Source organism: Kitasatospora sp. NPDC057936 (genome assembly GCF_042887525.1).
GTDB lineage: Bacteria > Actinomycetota > Actinomycetes > Streptomycetales > Streptomycetaceae > Kitasatospora.
The window spans coordinates 78,500-95,213 of the sequence record NZ_JBHVPD010000028.1; the positions used below are offsets into that span (position 1 = coordinate 78,500).

Consider the following 16,714-nt stretch of genomic DNA (forward strand, 5'->3'; position numbering starts at 1 on the left):
GGAAGTCGGCCCGGTGGACTTCCTGCGCACGGCGCTGGGCCCAGTACTGCTACAACGGCTCCTGGGCCAGGTTGTCGGTGATGCGCTGGAGCACGGCGACCGCAGCCGCGTACTCCGCCTCCGTGATGTCGCCGAGGAAATCCGTCCGCACCCGGTTCATGTGTTCCTTCGCCGTCGTCAGGCCCTCACGGCCCTGTTCCGTGAGGGTCAGCCGGTCGTCCGTGCCGATGCCGAGCCAGCCCCTGTGCACGAGGGCGTCCACGGCGTGGACGATCACCTCGGGGCCCATGCCGTAGGGCACGGCCACGGCGCGGATCTCCTCCCTGGCGAGGCCCTGCTCGGCCCGGACGATGTTGTTGAGCGCCCACCACTGGGGCTGGGTCACGTCGATGCGTGCGAGGGCCGCCTGCGAGTGTCGCAGGATCGCCTCGGTGGCGCCCCAGGCGACCAGGGCGATGGGCCGTTGGCCGAGGGCGGTGGTGCCGTTCTTCGGGGTGTTTGCGGTCGTCATGATCGCCAAGCTAGGACCTCAAGCGCGGTTGAGGTCAAGGGCGTGGCACGGCCGCCACGAGGTACCCGGCACCGACGGGCTGCGCGGCGCGGATCGAGGAGGTGCTGGTGGACGGCGACCGCGGCGAATCGTGCTGACGCACTGGCACGGGGCCACACCGGCTCGGCCATCGGCCGGACCATGCCGGGCGCCTTCGACACCGACCGCGTCCGAGCGATCCGGTCACTGCGTCGGCTTGCTGAGCGGGAGGTCGAAACGGCGGCCTTCGAGCATGGCGACCCGATCGCCCAACGTGCGGCTTTCGCTCTGCGGGAAGCGGCCGCCGCAACCGCGCTTTGACGTTCGTGTCCTGCTCCGCCCAAGCCCGTCTGCTGTCGCCGGATCACGAAGTGCCGGTGCGTGGGAAGTCGGGCGGGTCGACTTCCTATGAGTGTGCTCGGGTCGGGGTGGCGCGGAGTGGCGGGGTTGGTGTCGCCGGATCACGGAATGCCGGTGCGCAGGAAGTCGGCTATTTCGACTTCCTGCGCACCGGCTGCGCTGCTCAGCGTGGGGTGAGTGGCCTGCGGAAGCCCGTCACCGCCAGCCATGCGCCGAGCGCCGCCACGGCGGTGCCGAGCAGCAGGGCCGGCACCGCCGTGCCCGTCCCCGGGAGGCCGAGGGCGAGGGCGCGCGTCGAATCGATGGCGTACGTCAGGGGGTTGACGTGGGCGACGGCGGCGAGCCAGTCCGGGAGGTCGGCGGTCGGGACGTAGGCGCTGGAGGCGAACATCAGGGGGAGCACGGCGATGATCGCGAGGTTCTGGATCGGCTCGGCGCGGCGCAGCCAGGCCGCCGCCGCGATGAACAGCCAGCCGAGCGCCCAGCTCATGAACAGCGTCAGCCCGATCGAGGCGGCGACCGCGCCGGCCCCGCCGCGCGGGTGGTAGCCGAGGACGAGGGTGCCGAGCGCCAGGATGATCACGGCCTGGACGGCGGCGCGCACGAGCGTGGTGAGGCTGCGCGCGACGAGCAGCGAGCTCGGGGCGACGGGCAGGCAGCGCAGGCGGGCGACGATGCCGTTCTGGAGGTCCTCGACGAGGCCGACCCCGGACTGGACGGCGGACTGCACCGCGTTGTCGACGAGGACGGCGGGCAGGACGAAGTCCAGGTAGGTGACGTCCGGCGGGAAGTGCGGGGGGAGCCCCATGCGGCTGAACACCTGGGAGAGCACCACGAGCGTGATGACGGGCTGGAGCAGGCCGAAGAGCAGGACCGCCGGGTCGGTCACGAGCGCGCGCAGCGACCGGCCGGTGAGGATGCGGACCTGGGTGAGCCGCGAACTGCCGCGCCAGGCGGGCGCGGTGGCCGTCGGGGTGCGGGGCGGTCGGCCGGTGTCGAGAGTGGTGGTCACCGCTTGGGTCCTTCCGGGCTGACGAGCCGGTCGAGGCGGTCGAGGCGGTCGAGGCTGTCGGGGTGGTGGGCCAGGGCGAGGTAGACGTCGTCGAGGCCGGGTTCGCCGAACGTGAGCTCGGCGGCCTCGATCCCGACCCCGTCGAGCGCCCGGACGACGGCGGCGATGTCGCGGGTGGCTTCGATGGGGACGACGAGGGCGGCGCCCTCGCGCCCGGTGACCGGGGCGAGCCCGGCCCGGCGCAGCGCGTCGGCGGCCCGCTCGAAGTCGCGGCCGGCGTCGCTCCCGGGGTCGTTTCCGGAGTTGCCCCCGGCAGGCCCGTCGAGGACGACGGTGACGGTCCGCCGGCCGACCCGGGCCTTGAGTTCCGCCGGGGTGCCGTGGGCGACGACGCTCCCGCCGGAGAGCACGGTGATGGCGTCGGCGAGCCTGTCGGCCTCGTCGAGGTACTGGGTGGTGAGCAGGACGGTGGTGCCCTCGGCGACGAGGCCTTCGACGATCTCCCAGAGCCCGAGCCGGCTCACCGGGTCGAGCCCGGTGGTGGGTTCGTCGAGGAACACCACCTCGGGCCGGCCGACCAGGCTCGCGGCGAGGTCGAGGCGCCGGCGCAGGCCGCCGGAGTAGCCGCGGGCGGGCCGGTCGGCGACGTGGCCGAGGTCGAACAGGTCGAGGAGCTCGTCGGCGCGGGCGCGTCCGGCGCGGCGTCCGGCGCCGAGCAGCCCGGCGAGCAGGAGGAGGTTGTCGCGCCCGCTGAGCCGCCCGTCGACGGTCGCGTACTGGCCGGTGAGGCCGATCCGGCGGCGGACCTCGGCGGGGCGGCGGGAGACGTCGAACCCGGCGACGCTGGCCCGGCCGGTGGTGGGTGCGAGGGCGGTGGTGAGGACGCCGACGAGGGTGGTCTTGCCGGCGCCGTTGTGGCCGAGCAGGGCGAGCACGCTGCCGCGGGGGACGGCGAGGCTGACCGAGTCGAGCGCGCGGACGGTACCGAAGGTCATGCCGACGTCGACCGCCTCGATCACGAGGTCGTCGTCGGCCGGGGTGGGCGGGGAAGTCATGGCCGGTTCTCCGTTGGGCGGTGGTGGGACGGGCGGTCGGGGCTCGTCAGTCGGGGCACGTCAGTCGACGGCGTCCATCAGGCGGAAGAGCTCCTCGTCGGTGGCCGCGTCGAGGTCGGGCCCGGGACCGGGGTGGGTCGGCCCGGCGGGCACGGCGCAGCGCCGGGCGAGGTCGCGCAGGCGGGTGGCGGTGGCCGGGTCGGGGGTGGTGCCGGCGGCGAACAGCGCGGCGAGCCGGTCGACCAGGTCGGCCGCGCTGGGCTCCGGTTCGGCGCCCCGGTCGGGCCGGGCGCGGGCGGCGCGGAGGGCGCCGAGGGCACGGACGACGGCGGCCGGGGAGGGGTGGTCGAAGACGAGGGTCGCGGGGAGGGCGGTGCCGGTGGCGGCGGCGATGCGTTCGCGCAGCTCGATCGCGTTGACGGAGTTGACGCCGAGGTCGGAGAACGCGTGGGTGGCGTCGAGGTCGTCGGCGCCGCGCCCGAGCACGGCGGCGGTCTCGGCGAGGACGAGCTTGAGGAGGAGGGCGTCACGCTCCTCGGGGCTCGCCGTCGCGAGCCGGTCGTCGGACAGCGGCGCGTCGAACAGCGGCGCGTCGAGCAGCGGTGCGTCGGCGACGGCTACGCCCGGCGGCGTCGGAGCGGCGGCCGCGAGCCAGTACGTTTGCCGCTGGAACGGGTACGTCGGCAGCGGCACCGGCCGGGCGCCGGGCAGGACGGCGTCCCAGTCCACCGGCACGCCGTGCAGGTGGAGGCGTCCGGCGGCGTCGAGCAGGGCGCGCGTCCCGTCCCCCTGGTCGGCCGAGCCGGTGGCGATGACGGCGGCCGACGCTCCGGCCTCCGCGGCGGCGAGGCACTCGCCGAGCATGGGGGCGAGTGCGGCGGCGGGCCCGAGTTCGAGGTAGGCGTCGACGCGCTCCGCGCCCAGCCGGGCGACGGCGTCCCGGAAGCGGACCGGCTCCCTGGCCTGCCGCACCCAGTGGCCGGGGTCGCGGGCCTCGTCGGCGGTCAGTGGGCGGCCGGTCACGCCGGAGACGAGCGGCACGGCGGGTGCGGCGAAGGACAACCCCTCCAGCACACCGCGGAATTCGGCCAGCATCGGCTCCAGCAGCGGGGAGTGGAAGGCGTGCGAGACGCGCAGCCGCGTCGTCCGCCGGTCGGCGAAGTGCGCCTCGATCGCCGCGACCGCGTCCTCGGTGCCCGAGACGACGACGGACGACGGCCCGTTGACGGCCGCGAGCGAGACGAACTCGCCCAGCAGCGGCACTACTTCGTCCTCCGCCGCCCGGACGGCGAGCATCGTGCCACCGGCCGGGAGGGCCTGCATGAGCCGCCCCCGGGCGGCGACCAGCGTGCACGCGTCCGCCAGTGACAGCACCCCGGCGACGTGCGCGGCGGCGATCTCGCCGACCGAGTGCCCGGCCAGCAGGTCGGGCCGCACGCCCCAGGACCCCAGCAGGCGGTGGAGCGCGACCTCGTGGGCGAACAGTGCGGGCTGCGCGAACTCCGTCCGGTCGAGGAGCCCGTCGGAACGGTCCCACAGGACGGAGCGCAGCGGCCGTTCCAGCAGCGGATCCAGGACGCCGCACACCTCGTCCAGGGCGGCCGCGAACTCCGGGAAAGCGGCGGCGAGTTCGCGCCCCATCCCGGGTCGCTGGCTGCCCTGCCCGGCGAAGACGAAGGCGAGCCGCCCGCCGCCGTCGCGCCGACCGGTGGCCGGGGCGACCGGCGAGGGCTCCCCGGAGGCGAACCGCCGCAGCGCGTCGACGAGTCCGGTACGGTCGGCGGCGGCCAGCAGCGCCCGGTGACCGTGGACGGCCCGGGTGGTGGCCAGCGCGTGGGCGAGGTCCGGCAGAGCGTACGAGGGGTGGGCGGCGACGTGCTCGGCCAGCCGCCCGGCCTGGGCCCGCAGGGCGGGCTCGCTGCGGGCGGAGAGCACCAGCGGCACCGGACGGTCGTCGGCGCGCTCGGAAGCCCCGGGCAGCACGGTCCCGGCCTCGGCCCGTCCGGCGTCGGTGTGCCGCGTGGCTGCGTCCGCGTGGTCGGTGGGCCGCGTCGGCCCGTCTCCGGAGCCCGCCGCGGGCGCGTCTTGCAGGGCCGTGTGCCCGGCGTCGGTGTGCCGCGTGGCTGCGTCCGCGTGGTCGGTGGGCCGCGTCGGCCCGTCTCCGGAGCCCGCCGCGGGCGCGTCTTGCAGCACCGTGTGCCCGGCGTCCGTGCGCCGCGCGGTCGCCTCCCCGTGGTCGGAGGACCCCGTCGGCCCGTCTCCGGCGCCCGCGGCCGGTGCCTCCTCCAGCACCACGTGCGCGTTCGTTCCGCTGATCCCGAACGACGACACCCCCGCCCGCCGCGCCCGCCCGTCCTTCCGGGGCCACGGCTGCGCCTCGGTCAGCAGCCGGACGGCGCCGGAGGACCAGTCCACACGGGTGGTCGGCTCGGTGACGTGCAGGGTCCGCGGCAGCAGGCCGTGCCGCAGCGCCTGCACCGTCTTGATCACGCCGGCCACCCCGGCCGCCGCCTGGGCGTGCCCGATGTTCGACTTGACGGACCCGAGCCACAGCGGCCGGTCCGCCGGGCGCGCGCCCCCGTGGACGGCGAGCAGCGCCTGCGCCTCGATCGGGTCGCCGAGCGAGGTCCCGGTGCCGTGGGCCTCGACGGCGTCGATGTCGCCGGGGGCGAGCCCCGCGTCGGCGAGCGCGCGGCGGATCACGCGCTGCTGGGCGGGCCCGTTGGGCGCGGTGATGCCGTTCGAGGCGCCGTCCTGGTTGACGGCCGAGCCGCGGACGACGGCGAGCACCGGGTGCCCGTTGCGCCGCGCGTCGCTCAGCCGCTCCAGTACCAGCAGGCCCGCGCCCTCGGCCCACGCGGCGCCGTCGGCGTCGTCGGAGAAGGACTTGCAGCGGCCGTCCGCGGCGAGGCCGCGCAACCGCGAGAACTCGACGAACGACGTCGGCGTGGCCATCACCGCCACGCCGCCGGCCAGCGCGAGCGAGGACTCGCCCGACCGCAGCGAACGGCAGGCGAGGTGGAGGGCGACGAGCGAGGAGGAGCACGCGGTGTCGACGGCGAGTGCCGGGCCCTCCAGGCCGAAGCAGTACGAGATCCGCCCGGCCAGCGCGCTGCCGGCGGTGCCGATCCCGAGCAGGCCCTCCAACTCCGCCGGAGCGCCCGCACCGTAGTCGTGGTACATCGCCCCGGTGAAGACGCCGGTGCGGCTGCCGCGCAGCCCGGTCGGGTCGATCCCGGCGTGCTCCAGCGCCTCCCAGGCCGTTTCCAGGAGCAGCCGCTGCTGCGGGTCGGCGGCCAGGGCCTCGCGCGGGGAGAAGCCGAAGAAGGCGGCGTCGAACCGGCCTGCGCCGTCCAGGAACCCGCCCCGGCGGACGTAGGACGTCCCGGGGTGCTCGGGGTCGTCGTCGAAGAGGCCGTCGAGGTCCCAGCCGCGGTCGGCGGGGAACGGGGAGTCGGTGTGGGTGCCGTCGGAGACGAGCGCCCAGAGGTCGTCGGGGGAGGAGACGCCGCCCGGCAGGCGGCAGGCCATGCCGACGATGGCGATGGGTTCATCGGAGGAGGCGTCGTCCGGACCTTCCTCCGACGACCGGTCCGGCACCGCGCCCGACAACAACGCGGCGACGGCCGCCGGGGTCGGGTGGTCGAAGCCGAGGCTCACCGGCAGCGGACGGCCGGTCGCCTCCGCCAGCAGGTTGCGCAGCCGGATGGTGCGCACCGAGTCCAGTCCGTAGGCGCGGAACGCCGTGTCGGCGCCGATCGGTCCGTCGTCCGGGCCGCGCTCCATGACCTCGGCCGCGCACGAGCGCACGAGGTCCAGCGCGTCGCGGTAGTCCATCGACAGTGGTGGAACGACCGTTTCCCCGGCCGCCAGCTCCTCCAGTGACCGCCGGTGCAGTTTCCCGGCCGGGGTGCGCGGGAGGTCGTCGACGGTCACCAGTTCCAGCGGCATCTTGTACTCGGCGACCTCGCGCTCCCGCAGGAAGCCGGTCACGGCCCGCAGCCCGATCGCCGGGTCCGCCGCGCGGGTGAGCACCAGGCACGGGATCTCGCCGAGCCGCGCGTCCGCCCGTCCGACGACGGCGAGCGGGCCGATGCCCGGCATCGCCGCCAGCAGCTCCTGGACCTCGGTCGCGTCGAACTTCCGCCCGCCGACGTTGATCAGCTCGGCCGCGCGCCCGTGGAAGCGCAGCAGTCCGTCCGCCCCGAGGCTCGCCCGGTCGCCCGTGCGCAGCCAGCCGTCCGGCGTGACGGCCGCGGCGGTCAGTTCGGGCTCGCGGTAGTAGCCGCGGAACATGCTCGGACTGCGGTACTGGAGGTCGCCCGGCTCGCCCGGGGGCAGTTCGCACCCGTCCTCGCCGACGATCCGTACGCGCGCCCCGCTGGTGGGCCGGCCGACGCTGCGCACGGCGGCGCCGACCGGGTCGGTGGGGGAGGTCCGGGTGCCGGTGCCGAGTTCGGACATGCCCCAGACGACGACGAGTTCGCCGCCGAGCACCGCCCGGACGTCGGCGGCCAGCGCGGCGGGGATCGCCGCTCCGGCGGTGCGCACCTCGTGCGGCCGGAAGCCGGCCGGCTGCCCGCTGCGGGCCAGGGAGGCGACGACGTCGTGGAGTTGCGCGGGGACGGCGAAGACGGCGCTCGGCGCGGTGGCGCGGGCGAGGGCGAGGAAGCGCTCCGGGTCCCAGCCGCGCAGGAGCACCTGCCGGCAGGCGCGGAACAGTGCGGTGTGCAGCGACTGCAGGCCGAAGAGGTGGGTGAGCGGGCAGGCCGTCAGGATCGCCTCGGCGAAGGCCGGGCCGCCCTCCTCGGCGACGGACGCGGTGTTGGAGAGCAGTCCGTCGTGGCTGTGCACGCAGATCTTGGGCCGGGCCGAGGTGGTGCCGGAGGACGGGATGAGGACCAGCGGGTCCTCGGGCCGCACCTCCACGGGGTGCGGCGGGTGGCCCGCCCACGCGGCGGTGAGCCGGTCCAGCGCGTGGACGCCGGCCGCGGCCGGGTCCTCGCCGCCCCCGGCCGGGTCCTCGCCGCCCGCGACCAGCACCGCCCGCAGGGAGGGTACGTCCGCCAGGAGGCCGGGCGCCGCAGCCGCCGCGTCCGCCGGGAGCAGCACGGCCACCGGGTCCACCCGGGCCAGCAGCGCCCGCACGTCGGCGGCGCCGTGCCCGGCGTGCACGGGCAGCAGGACGGCGCCCGCGGTGGCGACGGCGACGTGCGCCGTCTGGTACTCCCGGCAGTTGGGCAGCTGGACGGCGACGACGTCGCCCGGCGCGACGCCCAGTTCCTGGAGCGCCCGGGCCAGCGCGGCGGCCTCGTCGGCCCACTGGCGCCAGGTCAGCTCCCGCTCGCCGTCGACCAGGGCGACGGCGTCCGGCGCCCGGAGCACCGCCGCCGCGAACACGGCGGGCAGGGTGTGGCCGCCCAGCGCCCCGGGGGAGCCGGCGGCCGGATCGATCGCGTAGTCATCGCTGTGGACGGACACCTTCGCTCCTGACGGGGTCGCTGGGCGGCTGCGGCGGCCGTCCCCAGCCTGAATTGCGGAGGGGGCTCTCAGCCCGAGACGGCCGGGAAGGCCCTGGACGGCCGGCGCCGGCGGGCGGAGGCCGGCGGGTTCTGCAGCGGGAGCGCGGTGTCCAGCAGCGCGAGCAGCGGCCGGGCCTTGACCACCGTCTCGTCGAACTCGCCCTCGGCGTCGGACAGCGCGATGATCGCCCCGCCGACCCCGTAGCGCAGCCGCCCGCCGCTGAGCACGGCGGTGCGGATCACGATGCTCAGGTCGGCGGCGCCGCTGAGCGAGAAGTAGCCGATCGCGCCCGAGTAGATGCCGCGCGGCCCGTTCTCCAGCCGGTCGATGATCTGCATCGTGCGCAGCTTGGGCGTGCCCGTCATCGAGCCGCCGGGGAACGCCGACCGGACGCCGTCGACGGCGCTGCACTCGGGGCGCAGCCGGGCCCGCACGGTGCTGACGAGCTGGTGCACGGTGGCGTACGTCTCGACGTTGAACAGCGGGTCGGCGACGACGGAGCCGGTCCGGGCGCAGCGCCCGAGGTCGTGCCGCACGAGGTCGACGACCATGAGGTTCTCGGCCCGGTCCTTCTCGCTGGTGGCGAGGTCGGCGACGAGCAGGGCGTCCTCCTCGCGGGTGGCGCCGCGCGGCCGGGTGCCCTTGATGGGCTTGGACTCCATGAGGCCGTCCGGGCCGATCCGCAGGAAGCGCTCGGGGGAGGAGCTGAGCACGGCGAGGTCGCCGAAGGAGAGGAAGGCGGCGAACGGGGCCGGGCTGATCCGCCGCAGGGCGCGGTAGGCCTGCCAGGGGTCGAGGTCGGTGGGGGCGTCGATCATGTTGGTGAGGCAGACCTCGTAGGTCTCGCCGGCCGCGATCTCGTCCTGGCACGCGTCGATGAGCTTGAGGTAGGCGTCGCGGGGGTGGCGCAGCCGCAGCCGGGAGTCCTCGCCGGGCGGGGTGTGCGCGGGCGGGTCGGTGTGCGGGGCGGGCCCGGTGAGCAGGGCGGCGGTCTCGTCCAGCCAGGCGAGGGCGGCGTCGTTCCGGCCGTCCTCGGCGAGGGCGAGCAGGTGGGCGGCGCCGGTGTGGTGGTCGACGACGACGGCGCGGTCGGTGAAGACCATGACGGCGTCCGGGTCGGGCGAGCGGTGGGCGCGGTCGCCGCCGCACTCGGCCTTGAGCTCGTAGCCGAGGCAGCCGACCCAGCCGAGCGCGAAGTCGAACGGCAGCTCGGGCACGTCGACGTCCAGGGTGCGCAGGTCGTCGTCGAGCCAGGCCAGGAACTCGCCCTCGATCACCTGCGCGGTTTCGCCGGCGGTGACCGTGACGGTGCCGCGCTGGACGTCGGCGGTGGCGACGCGGGCGAGCGGCCCGGCGGCGTTGCCCATCGCGGAGACGTGCCCGAGGCGGCCGCCGGGCAGGCTGCTGTCGAGCCAGAACGGGTGGCTGCCGCCGCGGAACACGCGGTCGAAGACGGTCTCGGCGTCCCAGCTGGTCCCGACCTGCCGGGTCAGGACCGCGAGCCGGCGCGCGGCCGGCCGGGGCGCGGCGCTCACGGTGGCGGAGGCTTGTGACGCGGAGGGTCGCGGTGCGGCGGCGGTGCGGCGGCGGCGTCCGTGCTGCTCGGTGAGGTCACGGAAGTTGGACAGCAGCCGCTTGCCCGCCTCTGTGCCGATCGACTCGGGGTGGAACTGCACGCCCCACATGGGGAGTTCGCGGTGGCGCAGCGCCATCACCACGCCGTCGTCGGTGGCCCACGCGATCGGTTCGAGGGCGGGGGCCAGGGAGGTGACCGCGAGCGAGTGGTAGCGGACGACCTCCAGCGGGTTCGGCAGGTGGTGGAAGAGCCCGGTGCCGGTGTGCCGCACGGCCGACGTACGGCCGTGCCGGGGCGTGGGCGCCCGGCCCACGGTGGCGCCGTGCGCGAGGGCGAGGCCCTGGTGGCCGAGGCAGACGCCGAGGACGGGCAGCCGGCCCTCGCGGGCTATGCCGGCGCAGTGGCCGAAGTCCGCGGGGTTGTGCGGGGTGCCGGGCCCCGGGGAGAGCACGACGTTGTCGAACGCGTCGAGCAGTTCGGGCCGGAACGCCGGGTCGTCGTTGCTGATGACCTCAGGATCGCGGCCGTTGGCCTCGGCGAGGTAGTGGAAGAGGTTGTAGGTGAAGGAGTCGTAGTTGTCGACCAGGAGTGTGCGCATCAGGGGTCCTTGTCCGGGCCGGCGGTCCGTCAGCGGAGCGCGGCGAGTTCGGCGGAGATCTCCCGGAGCACCGCCGCCTGCTGGTCGGCGAGGAAGAAGTGGCCGCCGGGCAGGACCTGGAGGCGGAAGTCACCGGCGGTGTGGGCCTGCCAGGCGCGGGCCTCGGCGATGGTGGTGCGCGGGTCGGCGTCGCCGGTGAGGGCGACGACCGGGCAGCCGAGCACGCGGTCGGTCCCGCACGTGTAGCGCTCGATGGCGCGGTAGTCGGCGCGGATCGCCGGCATCGCCATCCGCAGGATCTCCTCGTCCCCGAGCAGTTGGGCGTTGGTGCCGTTGAGCAGTTTGAGCTCGGCGATGACGCCGTCGTCGTCCCGCCGGTGCACCGTCTCGGTGCGGGTGGTGGACGGCGCGCGGCGGCCGGAGGCGATGACCGCCCCGGGCGCGTGGGTGCCCTTGTGCTCCAGGCGCCACGCGGTCTCGAACGCGAGGACGGCGCCCATGCTGTGGCCGAAGTACACGGTGGGCCGGTCGTCCAGGGTGAGCAGTTCCTCGGTGATCCGGTCGGCGAGGGTCGCGATGTCCTCGATGCAGGGCTCCAGGCGGCGGTCCTGCCGGCCGGGGTACTGCAGGGCGATCACCTCGGCCTCGGCGGACAGGGCCGCGGAGACGGGGTGGAAGAAGCTCGCGGAGCCGCCGGCGTGCGGGAAGCACACCAGGCGCACGGCGCGGCCCTCGCCCGGGTGGAAGCGGCGCAGCCACAGCGTGCTCGCGGTGCCGGGACTGGTCATGGGGGTCGGTCCTCTCTTTTCGGGCCCTGGACGGGCCCGGCCTCGCGGGGATCAGCCCCGGTGGACGGTGATGGCGCCGGACGGGCAGAGCGTGGCGGCGGTGTCGACCGCGTCGCGGTCCTCGGGGGCCACGGCGGGGTCGTGGAGCTCGACCACGCCGTCGTCGTCCTGGTCGAACACGGCCGGGGCGTTGAGCACGCACTGGCCCGCGCCGACGCAGCGGTCGGTGTCGACGGTGATGCGCATGAACGTTTTCTCCTGAAACGGTCGGGCGGGACGGGTGCTACCAGCGGACGGGCAGTGCGTGCAGGCCGCACAGCACGCCGTCGTACTTGAGCGGCAGGTCCTCGACGGGCACCGCGAGGCGCAGGCCGGGGATGCGCTCGAAGAGCCGGCGGTAGGCGATCTCCATCTCGATCCGGACCAGGTTCTGGCCCAGGCACTGGTGGACGCCGTAGCCGAACGCGACGTGGTGGCGCTCGGTGCGGGCCGGGTCGAACGCGTGCGGGCAGGAGAAGGCCTTCTCGTCGTGGTTGGCGGCGGCCACCAGCGGCACGATTCCCTCGCCGGCCCGCACCAGCTGCCCGGAGATCTCGACGTCCTCGACCGCGACCCGCAGCGAGACCAGGTCGGCCACCGAGTGGAAGCGCAGCGTCTCCTCGACCACCCGGTCGTCGCCGATCCACTCGGGATGCTGGAGGAGCGTCACCACGCCGAGCGCGATGTTGTTGGCCGTCGTCTCGTGCCCGGCGATGAGCAGGAGCATCAGCACGCCGGACATCTCGTGGGGCTCGATCGCGCCGGTGGCCAGCAGCCGGCTGATCAGGTCGTCGCCGGGCCACTTCTGCTTGATCGCCACCAACCGGTTGATGTAGCGCAGCAGTTCGCGCGACGCGGTGTCGCGCTGCTGGTCGGTGGAGGCCTGGATCGCGACCAGGGTGCGGGTGCGGGACTCGAAGAAGTCCCGGTCCACCGGCGGCACGCCGAGCAGCGAGGAGATGACGAGCGAGGGGACGGGCAGCGCGAAGTCGGCCACCAGGTCGGCCTCGCCGCCGGCCGCCAGCATCGCGTCGATGCACCGGTCGACGGTCTGCTCGACCGCCGGCCGCAGCTCCCGTACCCGCCGGACGGTGAACTCCGGGATGAGCGCCTTGCGGAAGCGGTCGTGCTCGGGCGAGTCGAGGCCGACGAACCAGCCCGGGATCTGCTCCTGGCGGGGCACGCCCATCGTCTCGCTGACGTTGGGGAAGCCGGGGTGGTCCGGGTTGGAGCTGATCTTCTTGTTGGTGAGGACGGAGCGCACGTCCTCGTGCCGGGTGACCAGCCAGACCTTGCGGCCGTTCGGCAGGTAGGAGACCACCAGGCCCTGGCGGTCCCGGTAGCCCTGGTAGCGCGGCGGGGGGAAGGACTCGCCGGGCACGCGCAGCGGGAAGTCGACCACCGGCGGTTCGGCGCCCGTCGTGCCGCCGGACGTCACGTTGTCGGTGGGCACGGTGTCGGGAGGCACGGTGCCGGGTGTCGCAGTGTCGGGCGTCATGGGTTCGGGTCTCCTCCGGCGGGCCGGTTCAGGACGCGCCGTAGAACGCGCGGACCGCGCCGATCACGCGGTCCTGGTCGGCGGGGATCAGGTCGGTGTAGGTGGGCAGGTAGAGGCCGTCGGCGGCGAAGCGGGCCGCGTTGAGGCCGGGCCAGGCCGGGTCGAGGTAGCCGGGCTGACGGCTCATCGGCTGGAAGAACAGCCGGGTCTCGATCCCCTCGGCGGCGAGGAACTCGCGCAGCTCGGCGCGGCGTTCGGCCCGCACGTCGTACATCCACAGCACGTCGCGGGGCGGCATGAGGGTGATCCCGGGGACGTCCTTGAGGCCCTGGTCGTAGCGCTGCTCGATCTCGCGGCGGGTGGCGAGGATCGCGTCGAGGCGCTCGGTCTGGGCGAGGGCGACGGCGGCCTGCATGGCCGTCATGCGGAAGTTGTAGGCGAGCTTCTTGTGGACGAAGCTGTGGTCGGTGGTGAAGGCCATGGCGCGCAGGTGGTCCAGCTGGGCGGCCAGGCGGGGGTCGTCGGTGAGGCAGATGCCGCCCTCGCCGGCCGTGATGATCTTGTTGGCGAACAGCGAGAAGCACGCGATGTCGCCGGTGGGGCGGATGCCGTGGGCCTCGGCCGAGTCCTCGACGACGCGCAGGTTGTACTGGTGCGCGATGTCCATGACGGCCGCCATGTCGCAGCGCCGGCCGTAGACGTGCACCGGCATGATCGCCTTGGTGCGCGGGGTGATCTTCTCCTCGATCCGCGCGACGTCGATGTTCAGGTCGTCCGCGCAGTCGACGAACACCGGCGTCGCGCCGGTGTAGGTGACGGCCCAGGCGGTGGCGATCATCGTGAACTCGGGGACGATCACCTCGTCGCCGGGGCCCACGCCGAGGGCGCGCAGCGCCAGGGTGAGCGCCGCGGTGCCGGAGGAACAGGCCACGCCGTGGGCGGAGCCGTTGTAGTCGGCGAAGGCCCGCTCGAAGCGCCGGACGTACGGGCCCTGGGAGGAGATCCAGCCGTCGCCGATCGTGCTCGTGACGTACTCCAGCTCGCGCCCGTCCAGACTGGGCCGGGACACGGGGATGGTGAAGGGCATGAAAGGGTCCTCGCTCGGTGCGTTGGTCGAAGGGGGTGTCGCCGGGGGGGAAGGGTCAGGCGAGGGCGGGCAGGGCGAGCAGCAGGTCGGCCGCGGTGGTGCGGCCGCCGGCGGCGCGCTGCAGGGCGCCGATGCGCTCGGCGCGCTCGCGGAAGGAGCCGTCGCCGAGGACGCGGGTGAGCTTGTCGACGACGTCGGCCGGGTCGATGTCCTGCGGCCGGTCCAGGGTCAGGCTGATCCCGAAGTCCCGGCCGCGCACGGCCTGGTCGTAGCAGTCCACCCACAGCGGGCGCACCACCAGCGGCTTGCCGAAGTACACGCCCTCGTGGAAGCCGTTGCCGCCGCCGTGGGTGAAGAACACCCCGACCTTGGGGTGGGCCAGCACGTCCAGCTGCGACGGCAGCCAGCTCTCGATCCGCAGGTTGTCCGGGAGTTGCTCCTTCGGCGGCAGCAGGTGCTGCTGCTCGGCGGGCAGCCGCCACAGCACCTGGTGGCGCCCGTCCAGGCGGCGCGCCACCTCGACGAGCGCGGCCACCTGGGGCCGGGTCAGCCGGGTGATGGTGCCGAAGCCCATGTAGACCACCGAGGACTGCGCGTCGAGCCAGTCCATGACTCCGGTGTCGTCCGCGGCCCGCGTGGACTCCGGCAGCGGCGGCACCATCGCCCCGACCAGCTTGACCTTCCCCGGCATCTCGAACGGGTAGTCGAGCTCCCGCACGGAATTGCACAGCACCATTTCGGCCCGGTCGATCCGGGTCATCGGGCTGGGCTTGGGAAGCCCGAGTTCCTTGCGCAGCCGGGCGTCCTCGGAAAGCACCTTCCCCATGGCCGGGTTGAAGAAGAGCGCGAGCGTGCGCAGCTTGAACAGCCGGTTGGCCAGGCGCTGGCCGAAACCCATCGGGTACGGCAGGCCGGAATGCGGGACGGGGAAATCCTTGGGCGTGTACGAGCTGCCGAATGGGCTGTGCGAGGTGAGTACATTGCTCGGCAGGAACGGCACGCTGAGCACGAACGGAATGCCCCGGGTCAGGGCGAGGTCGACGGCGAAGGAGCTGACGCAGTCGATGACCATCAGGGCCGGATTGCACTTGTCCACCACGGCCGCGAGCCGGCGGTATTTCTCGGCCTGCAGATCGGGCCGGTAGGACTGGTGGATGACGGCCCGGTGGGCGCGGAAGCGGTCCGGCTGGGTCACCTCGCGGTAGACCTCGTCGCTCCAGCTGACGGCCGACAGCTCGGAGAAGACCTCGCCGAGCGAGGCGAACTCCACCGCCGACCCGTCGGCGAGGGCCAGCACGTCGGCGCGCCGGGGCTCGTCGGTGGCGAACCAGAGGTCCGGCACGCCCCGGCGGGCCAGCTCACCGGCCAGCACCAGCAGCGGGTTGAGCAGTCCGCTCTCCGGCAGGCTGACGAACAGGATCGGACGCTGCGGGGCGGTCATCGGACTCCCTCGGGGCGGGACGGCTGGGGGTGCACCCCACCTTGGTCTCACGCCCCGCGCCGGGAATTCCTTAGTCCTGGACGGGGCCGGCCCGGGGCCGGGGCCGATCGTCCTGGTGTGCGCGGGTTTGGACCGCGGCCCGGCGGTAAAGACAAACCAACGGGAGGTTCAACATTCCTTGGGGGATCCGGCCGCGCGCCGCGACGGGGAGGGCGGCCACCGGCCCGGACGGCGCGACGGCCTCGCGGCGGGGTCGCGACGGCCGGAAATCGTTCGGGCACCCGTGCTGTTCTTGACGGGTCCCATACATATTTGATCGTATGACCCGGGGTACTGTTGCACCTGTCAACCGCAATTGTCCTGCGGTCCGGGCGTGGTGTCGGAATAGCGGAATCGTCCGCGCTTGGGGGGTGAAGGTTCCGTGCTGCCTACGGCAGGAATTCCCGACCAGGGGAACATTCTCGGTCGCGCAGGTGAACTGGCGACGCTTTCCGGACACGCAGGGGCCGGCCGCCGCGGGAACGCCGGCTGCGTCGTCCTCACCGGCCCGGCCGGAATCGGGAAAACCCGGCTGCTCGCGGAGCTGCGGGCGGAATCCACCCGGCACGGCGCGCTCGTCCTGCACGGCGAACGGCCGGACGGCACGGGCTACTCGGGCCTGCGCGCCCTCTTCGCCGAGAGCGGCGTGACACCGGACGCGACCTCACCGGACGCGACATCAGGTGACGAGGCATCGGGCGGCGCGGCACTGGCCGCACACCTGCCCCGGCCGCGGCACACGCGCTCCTTCGACCCCGCGGAGGCCTGCCCCGTCTTCCACGCCCTCTACCGCGCCGCGGCCCGCCTCATGACGGACCGTCCGCTCGTCCTCGCCCTCGACGACGCCGAGGCCTGCGACGAACACACCCTGCGCTGGCTGGACTTCCTGCTCCGGCGCTCGGCAGGACTCCCGCTGCTCGTCGCCCTCTCCCGCCGCGACGGCGCCCGCCCGGCCGCCCCCGCGGCCTGGCTCGACCTCACCGCGGACCCGTTCGTCAGCCCACTGCCGCTCGCCCCGCTCGACCGCGCCGCCGTCGCCGGGCTCGTCGGCCGGTGGTCGCCCGCCCCGGTCGAACCCGCCTTCGTCGACCGCCTCGCCGAGGTGTGCGGCGGCAACCCGCGCACCACGCTCCACGTCCTCGACGAACTGGGCGCCCTCGGCCACGGAC

Annotated in this window: 11 protein-coding genes; 1 reads left to right on the forward strand and 10 read right to left on the reverse strand. The window is 74.5% G+C overall.

Features of this window, described 5'->3' with window-relative positions; genetic code table 11:
• Nucleotides 1-49 precede the first annotated feature (49 nt).
• The 10 genes from ACFVU9_RS17280 to ACFVU9_RS17325 all read right to left on the reverse strand — a co-directional run bounded on the left by ACFVU9_RS17280 (nt 50) and on the right by ACFVU9_RS17325 (nt 15,506).
• Entirely contained in the window at nt 50-511 is a 462-nt protein-coding gene (locus tag ACFVU9_RS17280; RefSeq protein WP_387594067.1) for a MarR family transcriptional regulator, read from the reverse strand.
• 541 nt (nt 512-1,052) lie between these two features.
• Entirely contained in the window at nt 1,053-1,901 is an 849-nt protein-coding gene (locus ACFVU9_RS17285; protein WP_387594069.1) for an ABC transporter permease, read from the reverse strand.
• Nucleotides 1,898-2,956, reverse strand: a complete 1,059-nt coding sequence (locus ACFVU9_RS17290) for an ATP-binding cassette domain-containing protein (RefSeq protein ID WP_387594071.1) — start codon at nt 2,954-2,956, stop codon at nt 1,898-1,900. Before ACFVU9_RS17290 ends, ACFVU9_RS17285 begins: the two co-directional genes overlap by 4 nt.
• Nucleotides 2,957-3,016: 60 nt before the next feature.
• Entirely contained in the window at nt 3,017-8,437 is a 5,421-nt protein-coding gene (locus ACFVU9_RS17295) for a beta-ketoacyl synthase N-terminal-like domain-containing protein (RefSeq protein WP_387594073.1), read from the reverse strand.
• Nucleotides 8,438-8,505: 68 nt separating this feature from the next.
• Nucleotides 8,506-10,653, reverse strand: a complete 2,148-nt coding sequence (gene pabB / locus ACFVU9_RS17300; protein ID WP_387594075.1) for an aminodeoxychorismate synthase component I — start codon at nt 10,651-10,653, stop codon at nt 8,506-8,508.
• Between the two features lie 29 nt (nt 10,654-10,682).
• Nucleotides 10,683-11,441 carry a thioesterase II family protein gene (locus ACFVU9_RS17305; protein WP_387594077.1) on the reverse strand — a complete coding sequence of 253 codons (759 nt, stop codon included), beginning with the start codon at nt 11,439-11,441 and terminating at the stop codon, nt 10,683-10,685.
• Nucleotides 11,442-11,492: 51 nt separating this feature from the next.
• A complete protein-coding gene (locus ACFVU9_RS17310; protein WP_380446397.1) occupies nt 11,493-11,687 on the reverse strand; it encodes a ferredoxin in 195 nt (64 codons plus the stop codon).
• Between the two features lie 37 nt (nt 11,688-11,724).
• On the reverse strand, nt 11,725-12,978 hold the full coding sequence (locus tag ACFVU9_RS17315) for a cytochrome P450 (protein ID WP_387594079.1): 1,254 nt from the start codon (nt 12,976-12,978) through the stop codon (nt 11,725-11,727).
• 28 nt (nt 12,979-13,006) lie between these two features.
• Nucleotides 13,007-14,065, reverse strand: coding sequence for a DegT/DnrJ/EryC1/StrS family aminotransferase (locus ACFVU9_RS17320; RefSeq protein WP_387594081.1), 1,059 nt, complete (start codon nt 14,063-14,065; stop codon nt 13,007-13,009).
• Between the two features lie 55 nt (nt 14,066-14,120).
• A complete protein-coding gene (locus ACFVU9_RS17325) occupies nt 14,121-15,506 on the reverse strand; it encodes a glycosyltransferase (protein ID WP_380446394.1) in 1,386 nt (461 codons plus the stop codon).
• Nucleotides 15,507-15,927: 421 nt separating this feature from the next.
• Between ACFVU9_RS17325 and ACFVU9_RS17330 the strand changes: the two genes are divergently transcribed.
• Nucleotides 15,928-16,714: ATP-binding protein (locus ACFVU9_RS17330; protein ID WP_387594083.1), on the forward strand; the 787-nt coding region annotated here is incomplete at its 3' end.